This is a genomic window from Rheinheimera pacifica (genome assembly GCF_900108485.1).
Lineage (GTDB): Bacteria > Pseudomonadota > Gammaproteobacteria > Enterobacterales > Alteromonadaceae > Alishewanella > Alishewanella pacifica.
Genome location: NZ_FNXF01000008.1, coordinates 1 through 10,289, shown reverse-complemented (window position 1 = coordinate 10,289; position 10,289 = coordinate 1). Strand labels below are relative to the sequence as shown.

General features: G+C 49.5%; 11 protein-coding genes and 1 tRNA gene. 10 read left to right on the top strand and 2 right to left on the bottom strand.

Going from position 1 to position 10,289, the window contains the following annotated elements; all coding sequences use genetic code 11:
- Position 1 precedes the first annotated feature (1 nt).
- From BLW68_RS11380 to BLW68_RS11335, 10 genes are all read left to right on the top strand, one after another.
- Positions 2-78, top strand: a tRNA-Asn gene (locus BLW68_RS11380).
- A 143-nt stretch (positions 79-221) separates the two neighbouring features.
- Positions 222-2,147, top strand: a complete 1,926-nt coding sequence (locus BLW68_RS11375; RefSeq protein WP_092793378.1) for an EAL domain-containing protein — start codon at positions 222-224, stop codon at positions 2,145-2,147.
- Positions 2,148-2,261: 114 nt separating this feature from the next.
- Entirely contained in the window at positions 2,262-2,843 is a 582-nt protein-coding gene (rsxA, locus tag BLW68_RS11370; RefSeq protein ID WP_092793376.1) for an electron transport complex subunit RsxA, read from the top strand.
- A complete protein-coding gene (gene rsxB, locus BLW68_RS11365; protein ID WP_092793374.1) occupies positions 2,843-3,394 on the top strand; it encodes an electron transport complex subunit RsxB in 552 nt (183 codons plus the stop codon). Before rsxA ends, rsxB begins: the two co-directional genes overlap by 1 nt.
- 4 nt (positions 3,395-3,398) lie before the next feature.
- Positions 3,399-5,642 (top strand): electron transport complex subunit RsxC, encoded by a 2,244-nt coding sequence (gene rsxC / locus BLW68_RS11360; RefSeq protein ID WP_092793372.1) that lies wholly within the window; start codon positions 3,399-3,401, stop codon positions 5,640-5,642.
- Positions 5,639-6,706: an electron transport complex subunit RsxD gene (gene rsxD / locus BLW68_RS11355; RefSeq protein ID WP_092793370.1), complete on the top strand. Its 1,068-nt coding sequence runs from the start codon at positions 5,639-5,641 to the stop codon at positions 6,704-6,706. The genes rsxC and rsxD overlap by 4 nt, the downstream gene beginning before the upstream one ends.
- The gene (rsxG, locus tag BLW68_RS11350) at positions 6,703-7,329 is read left to right on the top strand and encodes an electron transport complex subunit RsxG (protein ID WP_092793368.1); all 627 of its coding nucleotides are present in this window, start codon (positions 6,703-6,705) and stop codon (positions 7,327-7,329) included. The genes rsxD and rsxG overlap by 4 nt, the downstream gene beginning before the upstream one ends.
- Positions 7,330-7,339: 10 nt before the next feature.
- Positions 7,340-8,035: an electron transport complex subunit E gene (locus tag BLW68_RS11345; RefSeq protein ID WP_092793365.1), complete on the top strand. Its 696-nt coding sequence runs from the start codon at positions 7,340-7,342 to the stop codon at positions 8,033-8,035.
- Between the two features lie 8 nt (positions 8,036-8,043).
- Positions 8,044-8,676, top strand: coding sequence for an endonuclease III (gene nth, locus BLW68_RS11340; protein WP_092793363.1), 633 nt, complete (start codon positions 8,044-8,046; stop codon positions 8,674-8,676).
- 85 nt (positions 8,677-8,761) lie between these two features.
- A complete protein-coding gene (locus BLW68_RS11335; RefSeq protein WP_092793361.1) occupies positions 8,762-9,013 on the top strand; it encodes a hypothetical protein in 252 nt (83 codons plus the stop codon).
- Here BLW68_RS11335 and BLW68_RS11330 read toward each other — a convergent pair.
- On the bottom strand, positions 8,996-9,517 hold the full coding sequence (locus BLW68_RS11330; RefSeq protein WP_092793358.1) for a PH domain-containing protein: 522 nt from the start codon (positions 9,515-9,517) through the stop codon (positions 8,996-8,998). The two genes, BLW68_RS11335 and BLW68_RS11330, sit on opposite strands and share 18 nt — an antisense overlap.
- A 46-nt stretch (positions 9,518-9,563) precedes the next feature.
- Positions 9,564-9,926, bottom strand: a complete 363-nt coding sequence (locus BLW68_RS11325; RefSeq protein ID WP_143039952.1) for a hypothetical protein — start codon at positions 9,924-9,926, stop codon at positions 9,564-9,566.
- Positions 9,927-10,289 lie beyond the last annotated feature (363 nt).

The following is a 10,289-nucleotide window of genomic DNA, read 5'->3' as shown; positions in this document are numbered from 1 at the left end:
TTCCCTAGTAGCTCAGTTGGTTAGAGCGGCGGACTGTTAATCCGTAGGTCACTGGTTCGAGTCCAGTCTGGGGAGCCAAACTCAACTGCTGTTTTCCCTGCGTCTGTCGCTATTTGTTTATTTCCCACTATTTTTTTGATTTAATTAGCTTTCTATTGCGCCTGCCTAAACCTATATTAAGCGTTAGGACAAGGAAACAGTTAATCTGGTGGTCATTGCTTATGAGAATATTCCGTACTTTGCTTATCAGCCAACTGCTGTCTGCGTTTTTATTAGCAGCCATCGCCCTGACCGCTCTGGTGCTGTACACCCAACAACAACTGGATAACGATCAACAACACGCCACCGTAGCCATTGAGCAAATTCTCAGCCACCACCTTACCGGTGACGGCAAAATACTCAGCCGCCAGCTCGACCGCAGCTTCGCCTTAAAAAGTTTACGTATCAGCCAGTTAGATGGCACGGTATTGCATGAACAAAACCAGAATAACAATAACGCGGCTGTTGCTACTGCGGTACTGGAACTGTTTGGCAGTGAGTTTAAACAGCAAACTGTGCGCAATCAGGATCAGAATATTCAAATCAGCTATCAGCTGGATTTCAGCCAGCGCTTACAAGCATTTTTGCAATTAGTGTTACTACTGATATTAGCGCCTTTTGTTATCGGCTGGTTGCCGGTGCTGATGAGCAAAAGCAGCATTAACCGCAGCTATAAGCGCACCACCGCTGCAGTTAACGATTTAATTGACCGCTTTATTGTTGATCCACAAAAAAGCGAGCCCGACTGGAATAAAATTCCGCCGGAATTTGCCGATATTAATGTCGCTTTACAAAAGCTGGCACATTACACCCGCAGCCAGTACAACGAAATGACCAGCAATGCGCATCAGATTGCTGAAGAAGCTTATAAAGATCCGGTTACCGATTTACCAAACCGCAACCGCTTTGTGCAATATTATGAAGAAAACATCCGCCAGAACGAGCAAAACGATTTTGGTGTTTTTGCTATTACCCGCTGTACCGAGCTGCAGGCATTAAACCAAACCCGCGGCTATCAGGAAGGTGACAGCTATATTCGTGAAGTAGCCACTATCGTTAAAAAACTGGCCGACAATTATAAAGACAACCGCGTTTACCGGCTAAATAGCTCAGACTTTGGCATTTTGCTGCCAAGAGTCACGCCCAAAGAAGCGGAAAACTTTGCCCTGCAACTGCAAAGCAGGCTGAATGAATATCAAAAAATGGCTGAGCTTGATTCAGTTGCCTATTCAGGCCTGGTCAGTTATGAATCCGGTAAAGCCCTGGGTGAGCTGCTGGCCGTGGCCGATACCTCTATCAGCCTGGCACAAACCAAACAACCTAATGCCTGGCATCTGCAAAAAGAATCGTCCGGTTTAGATATGACCAATGGCAGTTACGGTAACCAGAACTGGCGCAATGTTATTGATGACGTGCTGACCAATCACCGCATCGCCCTGCTGGTGCAACTTATTCAACCGGCTAACCGTTCAGCCAAAGCTTACTCTGAAATTCTTGTGCGGTTTAAAACTCAGGAAAACCAGGTACTGCCTACCGCCTCGTTTTTAGCTATGGCAGAAAAACTGGACCGCATAGTACAGGTTGACCGGCTGATCATTGAAACGGCGTTAACCACTATTAAAAATAAAAACCTGCAGGATCAATATTTTGGTTTAAACCTGTCTGCCCGTTGTGTGCACGACGACCAGTTTATTATCTGGCTGGAGCGGCGTTTATTAAAAGATGCCCATATCGCTGCCAAACTGATATTTGAAGTCACTGAGTTTGGTTTGCAGCAAAACCTGAAAACCAGCAAACGCTTTATTGATATGGTGCACCGCGCCGGTGCCCGTGTCACCGTAGAAAAATTTGGTGTCGGTATTACCTCATTTAAGTTTTTCCGTGATCTGAAGCCCGATTACGTCAAAATGGATGGCAGCTACACCCGCCATATTAATGATGATAAAAACAACCAGTATTTTATGCGGCTGATGATCGACTTAGCCCACCGTATTGGTGTCGGCGTCTTTGCTGAAAGTGTTGAAACCCAGGAAGAAAAACATATGCTGGAATCCCTGTTTATTGATGGCAATCAGGGGTATTACATCGGTAAGCCCGCGCCAATTTAATACCACAACGGTGGCTGTTACAAATACCAGCCGCCAAGCCCCTACGCTTTGTCTGGTTGTGTCACAAGCCGCTTAATTGCATAATATGCGCCTGATTTTTGCCTGAGCGATACGATGACTGAATTTCTGCTGTTGTTAATCAGTACTGTGCTGGTAAATAACTTTGTACTGGTAAAGTTTCTTGGCCTGTGCCCCTTTATGGGTGTGTCCGGCAAACTGGAAACGGCCATTGGTATGTCGCTGGCCACTACCTTTGTGCTTACCTTAGCCTCACTATGCAGTTATCTGGTTGATCACTACCTGCTGGCACCGCTTGATTTACTTTATCTGCGTACGCTGGCATTTATTCTGGTTATAGCAGTAGTCGTGCAGTTTACTGAAATGGTCGTGCATAAAACCAGCCCTACTCTGTATCGCTTATTAGGTATTTTTTTGCCGCTTATTACCACCAACTGCGCCGTGCTTGGCGTGGCGCTGTTAAATGTCAATGAACGACATAACTTTATTAATTCCGTGATTTACGGCTTTGGTGCAGCGGCTGGCTTCTCTCTGGTATTGATCCTGTTTGCCGCCATGCGTGAACGGCTGGCAGCGGCCGATGTGCCGGTACCGTTTAAAGGTGCCGCTATTGCCATGATCACTGCCGGTTTAATGTCTCTGGCCTTTATGGGCTTTACCGGCCTGGTAAAAGCCTGATGACTTTACTCACTGCCCTGATTGCTTTAGGTACACTGGCGCTGATATTTGGTGCTGTGCTGGGTTATGCCGCCATTCGCTTTAAAGTAGAAAGCGACCCGCTGGTTGAACAAATTGACGACATACTACCGCAAACCCAGTGCGGCCAATGTGGTTACCCCGGTTGCCGGCCTTATGCGCAAGCAATCGCCAACGGCGATGATATTAATAAGTGCCCGCCGGGCGGTGAAGCCACTATTCGTAAACTGGCCGATTTAATGGGTGTTGAAGCCAAACCCCTGAACGAAGCGCAGACCGAAAACGTAAAACGTGTTGCTTATATCCGTGAAGATGAGTGTATAGGTTGTACCAAATGTATTCAGGCGTGCCCGGTTGATGCCATTGTCGGCGCATCCAAACTGATGCACACAGTACTGGCAGACGAATGCACAGGTTGCGATCTCTGTGTTGAACCCTGCCCGGTAGATTGTATTGATATGATACCGGTTGCCACCACACCAGAGCGCTGGAAGTGGGATTTAGCGGCAATTCCGGTTCGGATGGTGGAGTAACGCCATGCCAGGTTTATTTCAGCAAATTCAGGCCGGTAAGCTATGGGATTTCCATGGCGGCATTCACCCACCGGGCCGCAAAGAGCAAACGAATCAAAAACCGATCGCCGTATTACCGATACCAGACCGGCTGTATTTGCCGCTGCGACAGCATATTGGTGTGGCTGGCCAGTTACTGGTAAAGGTCGGTGAAAGAGTATTAAAAGGCCAGCAACTCACCGGCGCAGATAACTCTATGGCCGTGCCGGTGCACGCCCCCACCTCAGGCACAGTATTGAGTATAACGCCGCATACCAGCCCGCACCCTTCGGCATTGCCGGAACTGACCCTGGTGCTGGAACCCGATGGTCTGGACGAGTGGCGCCAACGCGAGCCGCTTAATTTTTTAACCTGCGACAATATGACGTTGCTCAGCCGTATTCAGGACAGCGGTATAGCAGGTATGGGCGGCGCCGGTTTTCCTACCCATATTAAAGCCGGTCTTACCCAACCGGTCGATTATCTGATTATTAACGCGGTTGAATGCGAACCCTACATCAGCGCCGATGATTTACTGATGCAGGAAGCCGCCACCACTATTGTTAAAGGTATTGATATTCTGTGCCGCTTGCTTAACCCCAAAGCGGTATTAATTGGCATTGAAGATGACAAACCTATAGCCGCTGCGGCAATGATGGCCGCCTGCAGCCAGCGCGAGCACTACTATGTGCGCATAGTGCCAACTAAGTATCCGTCTGGTGGTGAAAAACAGCTTATTCAGCTGCTAACCAATAAAGAAGTGCCCAATGGCCGCCGCCCTGCCGATATTGGCATCGTTATGCAAAACGTCGGTACCGCCTTTGCTATCGCCCAGGCAGTGCTGGACGACCACCCGCTGCTGTCACGCATTGTTACCGTTGCTGGCGACACCTTAAACCAGCCACAAAATGTGCTGGCATTGCTCGGTACTCCGGTGTCCGCTTTACTTGATGCCTGCGGCTTTCAAAGCCAGCCACAACAGCGGGTTATAATGGGCGGGCCCATGATGGGCTTTACCCTGCCCGATTTAAGCGTACCGGTAGTTAAAACCACCAACTGTATACTGGCCCCCACCGCACAAGAGCTGCCGGCAGCCAGTACAGAAATGGATTGTATTCGTTGCAGTGCCTGTGCTGATGCCTGCCCGGCCAGTTTATTACCACAACAATTGTTGTGGTACAGCAAAGCCAAAGACAGCGATAAGCTGCAAGAATATAACCTGGCCGACTGCATTGAATGTGGCGCCTGTGCTTATGTCTGCCCGAGTGAAATTCCTCTGGTGCAGTATTACCGTGTGGCCAAAGCCGATATTCGCGAGCAGCAGCGCGAAGCGTTAAAAGCCGAACAGGCCAAAGCCCGCTTTGAAGCCCGCAACGCCAGGTTAGAGCAAGAGAAGCAAGAACGGCAGCAACGTAACCAACAACTGGCAGCTGCCCGGCAGCAACAACAACTGGCCAGTGGCGCCAATACCGCTGTAGCCGACGCCCTGGCACGTATTAAAGCCAAACAGGCACAGGCGGCACCAGCAGATGAGCGCAGTAAAGAGCAAATTCTGGCCGAGCGTGAGCTGAAAAAACAGCAGGCGCGTGCGCATCAGCAACAAAAAGCCCAACAACAAAAAGAGCAACAACAAAACGCGCAGCAGCAAGCCGCGGAACAGCCCAACGGACAGCCAGAGCAAACGCCGGCAGCAACTGTAAATACCGACATCAAAGCGGCTGCCTTAGCCGCAGCTATTGCCCGCGCTCAGGCCAAAAAAGCTGCCCAGGCAACAGAGCAACATGCGACAGAACAGCAAGTAATACCGGCACCAGGCACTGACAAAAGTGACGAGGCAGTGGTATCAGCAGAAACTGATCCACGTAAAGCAGCTATTGCTGCCGCTATCGCCAGGGCTAAAGCTAAGCAACAGGCGCAAACTGAAAATGAAAACGACACCAGCGCACCACTCACTACAGCCGGGGCAGTAAATGAACCAGTCGCAGTGTCTGATGCCGCTGCAGAAGATCCGCGCAAAGCCGCTGTCGCCGCAGCGCTGGCTCGCGCCAAAGCAAAAAAGCAGGCCAATGCTGAGCCCAGCGGGCAAACGGCAGTCAGTGCAACAGATGCGGTTGTAGCAGATGCCGTTGTGCCAGATGCTGTTGTAACAGAAGATCCGCGTAAAGCGGCCATTGCCGCAGCCATTGCCCGCGCCAAAGCACGTAAACAAGCCGACAGTGAGAACTCATGAGTTTTAAAATAGCCAGCTCGCCACATCAGCATAACCAACGCAGCACAGCGCATATCATGCGCCTGGTGGCACTGGCATGTTTACCCGGTATTGCCGTGCAGGCGGTACTATTTGGCTATGGTGTACTTATCCAGTTAGTACTGGCAATCGTTACTGCCTGGCTAAGCGAAGCGCTGATCTTAAAATTACGCGGCAAGCCGGTATTCGCCCGCTTAAAAGACAACAGTGCCTTGCTGACTGCGGTATTACTGGCGATAGCCATACCGCCCTATGCGCCCTGGTGGATCATTGTTATTGGCACTGCCTTTGCCATTATTATGGTTAAACAACTTTACGGCGGCCTGGGCAATAATCTGTTTAACCCGGCTATGGCAGCTTATGTATTGCTGCTGGTGTCATTCCCGCTGCAAATGACGCAGTGGCTGCCGCCACTGTCTTTGCAAAGTGTTGATTTAACCCCGCTGGACGCTGTCTGCAGTATTTTTACGCACTACAGCTGCAGTGGTTTTAGCCTGCCCCAGCTACAAGCCAATATAGATGGTATTACCATGGCCACGCCGCTGGACACCTTGCGTACCGATCTGGCCCGCGGCCTGACACTGGATGAAAGCCTGAACCGGCCGGTGTTTTTTGCCTTTGCCGGTACCGGCTGGTTGTGGCTAAACCTGGCCTATCTGGCCGGTGGTTTATTGCTTATTCAGCAGAAAATTATTAGTTGGCGTATTCCGCTGGCCGTTATTGCCAGCCTGTTTGTGTTATCTGCTATTGCCACTCTGGCCGCGCCGGATACCATCGCCGGGCCGCTGTTTCATCTGTTTAGTGGCGGCACTATGCTGGCAGCGTTTTTTATTGCTACCGATCCTGTGTCAGCCTCTACCACCAACAAAGGCCGTTTGGTCTACGGTGCCCTGATTGGTCTGCTGGTGTTTTTAATCCGCAATTTTGGTGGCTACCCTGACGCCTATGCCTTTGCCGTATTGCTGGCCAATATGGCCGTGCCGTTAATTGATTACTATACCCGGCCCCGTACTTACGGCCACCGGCCACGGAGCGAACTAAAATGATCCGAGCCATCAGCAAAAATGCCCTGGCGCTTGGCGCCGCTGCCGTGTTTTGTGTAGCCATACTCAGCCTGGTAAACCAGCAAACTGCCCCCCGTATCAGCGAGCAACTGCTGGCCAGTAAGCTGGCTATATTGTCTGAAGTACTGCCCGGTGTAGACGCCAGCCAGTCATTACTGCAGGATTGTCTGCTGGTAACCAATGAAGCACTGTTGGGCCGCAGCAGCGCGCAAGCAGTGTATCGCTGGCGCCAGAATGGCGAGCTGGCAGGCTTTATTGTCGAAACCACAGCACCAAATGGCTACAGCGGTAATATTGATTTAATAGTCGCCTTAACCCCGGACGGCACTATTTTAGGCAGCCGGGTACTGGATCATAAAGAAACACCGGGCCTGGGTGACAAAATAGAAGCCCGCCGCTCGCCATGGATTTTCAGCTTTAGCGGTAAAACAGTAACCGACGACAACGCCGGTAAATGGACAGTGCGCAAAGATGGCGGTGATTTTGATCAATTTACCGGCGCCACTATTACGCCGCGCGCAGTAATACATGCAGTACGCAATGCCGCTCTGCTGATACAGCAACAGCCTGAACTTGCCGACATCCCGGCCAACTGCGCCCTATAACGAGGCCACAATGAGTCAGTTTAAAGAATTAACCCTGCAGGGTTTATGGAAAAACAACCCCGGCCTGGTGCAGCTGCTGGGCCTGTGCCCGCTGCTGGCCGTTACCGCCACCGTTACCAATGCGCTGGGGCTGGGGGCTGCAACCCTGTTGGTGCTGCTCGGCTCTAATATCGCCGTATCTTTGGTACGTAACCACGTTGCCAGCGAAATTCGTATTCCGGTGTTTGTGTTAATTATTGCCAGCCTGGTTACCGTGGTGCAACTGCTGATGAATGCTTATACCTATGATCTGTACCTGTCTCTGGGTATTTTTATTCCCTTAATCGTCACTAACTGCGCCATTATCGGCCGGGCTGAAGCCTTTGCCTCAAAAAACCCGGTGCTGCCCTCTGCCATCGACGCCATTATGATGGGCTTAGGTTTTATGCTGGTATTACTGGTACTGGGCGCCATGCGCGAAGTACTTGGCCAGGGCACTTTGTTTGACGGTGCCGACTTATTGCTGGGTGACTGGGCCAAAGCACTACGGGTAGAAGTGTTCCACGCCGACAGCCATTTTTTGCTGGCGATGCTGCCACCCGGTGCATTCCTTGGTATGGGCTTGCTGATTGCGCTGAAAAACGTTATTGATAATAAACTTAAACAGCAGAAAACGGTGGAAAAAGGCAGTATTGCCCGAGCCCGCATTACCGGCGCTGCGCAGTAAAAAAACAGATGAATAAACAAAAACGCATTGAAATACTCAGCCGCCTGCGTGCGGCTAACCCAACGCCCACTACCGAGCTGGAGTACAGCTCGCCATTTGAGCTGCTGATAGCAGTGCTGTTATCTGCCCAGGCCACCGATGTGGGGGTGAATAAAGCTACCAAACATTTATTCCCGGCCGCGCGCACCCCGCAGGCAATGCTGGATTTAGGCGTAGACGGCGTAAAGCACTACATAAAAACCATTGGCCTGTTTAATACCAAAGCCGAAAATGTGATTAAAACCTGCCGTATACTGGTAGAACAACACGGCGGCGAAGTGCCGGAAAACCGCGAAGCACTCGAAGCCCTGCCCGGCGTTGGCCGTAAAACTGCCAATGTGGTGCTGAACACTGCGTTTGGCTGGCCCACCATAGCAGTAGATACGCATATTTTTCGCGTATCTAACCGCACTAAGCTGGCACCGGGTAAAAATGTCGACGAGGTAGAACACAAATTGCTTAAAGTGGTGCCCAACGAGTTTAAGCTCGACGTGCACCACTGGCTTATCCTGCACGGCCGCTATACCTGCGTAGCGCGTAAACCGCGCTGTGGCAGCTGCCTTATTGAAGATTTGTGTGAGTTTAAAGACAAAACCGAATAACAGAATGTCTTTTTGTAACCATAGGCACATTGGAATTTATCTGGCAAAAGCGGTCGAGAAAAAATGTAATTAGTTAGGAGGCACAATGCTCAGAACGTTGGTTATTTTGGTATGGCTGAGTAGCTTTATTTCAATTTTTGCCACACCCTATAAAGGCCTCTTTGTGGTTGTTACCGCTGTCGCTACTGTTGCGTTGTTTTTCTTCCCTATTAAGTATGCTAACCGTGAGACAGTATGTGAAACAGCTCAAAAAGACCTTTCTTTTCTGGGTTCTCCCCTTCCCTACCTGATAGTTGCCTTTTTAGCAATTATTGGGTTCTTACTCTGTGGTCATTAACGCATCCATTAACTCTATCGAGGATTCGGGTGTCAGAATCAAAGCAACACCGGTCGATGCAGGTATATATACTAAATCTTTATCTCTAGTCTGAACCATAAACAACTGCCGAGACGAGGGAGATTCAAACCATCCGAAATTAGCGATGAGCAAGCCAATTCCGTTAGTGCGTACCTTGGGACGAAAACTAGGATCAGTCAAGTTATCCAATCGCTGGATCTGTTCAATCTCGATCGAATTTCTGGGTATCGAAACTTCATAGAATCCGGCTTTTACAGTTAATGTATTTGGTGAAATCTTTATTTGCGCGCTCAATAAACTGTACAGAATAAACAGATAAATGGGTGCGCTGGCAACCAATGCAATCCCCAAAGTCAATATTGCATTAGTCTTGCCAACAATAACAACAACAAGGCTAATGAGCCCAGGGATCCCTAATATTAAAAATAGTATGACTAGGTGAGCCAAAACAGAGATTGATTGTATTGAGAGTGTTTTTTCCATTACATTATATCCTCTATATCGTATCGGCCAATTGCAGCTTCACACACTAATTGATGCGATGCAAAGCAGCATGAACTTTGCTTTTATTGCTTCCAAAGTTCACAATACCTGCCTGTTCCGAAGCATCAAGTATCGCATCTAATTCCAGGGCCAAGGTATGCTGGATATTGTTCCGATACATAGCTTTGCTGCCCAAAATAGTCGCTACTCTGGATGTATGCTCAGTCTTGTTTTTAAGGTTATCATCAAACAGAAGCAAATCTTCAAAGGTACTAATGTCTCTCATCTTTTCTCTCGCAACCACAATTGAGTCTAACATTGCATTAGGTTGAACAGGGCCACCACTCACCGTTATTGCGGTCATCACCGCTAATGATATCGCAAACCCTGCTGTGATCCCAACGGTCAAGGTTGCGTATTTCGGGATGATCCGGCCAGCGATTTCGGCATGAGTCGGCCACCCATTTCGGTATCATCCGGCCACTGATTTCGGCCTTATCCGGCCACCTGTTTCGGTATCGTCCGGCCAGTTTGTTCTTCCTTCGTTTTACGGACTTTGGCATAACAGTTTTTTAACTGTTTGCCGGAGTAGTCATGACACGTAAAAAGAAAATGGTAAGGACAGATATGCAAACTTATCTGGATATATTCCGTCTTAAATTTGAGGCCAGACTAAGCGACAGGCAAATCTCTCAGGCTTTAAATATTGGCCGGGCAACCATCAGTGATTTGGTTATCCGCTTTAACAATTTAGGCCTCAGCTGGCCGTTGG

Excerpts from the sequence above, each read along its gene's own strand:
- BLW68_RS11375 (WP_092793378.1), top strand. The coding sequence starts at position 222 with ATGAGAATATTCCGTACTTTGCTTATCAGCCAACTGCTGTCTGCGTTT.
- rsxA (WP_092793376.1), top strand. The coding sequence starts at position 2,262 with ATGACTGAATTTCTGCTGTTGTTAATCAGTACTGTGCTGGTAAATAAC.
- rsxB (WP_092793374.1), top strand. The coding sequence starts at position 2,843 with ATGACTTTACTCACTGCCCTGATTGCTTTAGGTACACTGGCGCTGATA.
- rsxC (WP_092793372.1), top strand. The coding sequence starts at position 3,399 with ATGCCAGGTTTATTTCAGCAAATTCAGGCCGGTAAGCTATGGGATTTC.
- rsxD (WP_092793370.1), top strand. The coding sequence starts at position 5,639 with ATGAGTTTTAAAATAGCCAGCTCGCCACATCAGCATAACCAACGCAGC.
- rsxG (WP_092793368.1), top strand. The coding sequence starts at position 6,703 with ATGATCCGAGCCATCAGCAAAAATGCCCTGGCGCTTGGCGCCGCTGCC.
- BLW68_RS11345 (WP_092793365.1), top strand. The coding sequence starts at position 7,340 with ATGAGTCAGTTTAAAGAATTAACCCTGCAGGGTTTATGGAAAAACAAC.
- nth (WP_092793363.1), top strand. The coding sequence starts at position 8,044 with ATGAATAAACAAAAACGCATTGAAATACTCAGCCGCCTGCGTGCGGCT.
- BLW68_RS11335 (WP_092793361.1), top strand. The coding sequence starts at position 8,762 with ATGCTCAGAACGTTGGTTATTTTGGTATGGCTGAGTAGCTTTATTTCA.
- BLW68_RS11330 (WP_092793358.1), bottom strand. The coding sequence starts at position 9,517 with ATGGAAAAAACACTCTCAATACAATCAATCTCTGTTTTGGCTCACCTA.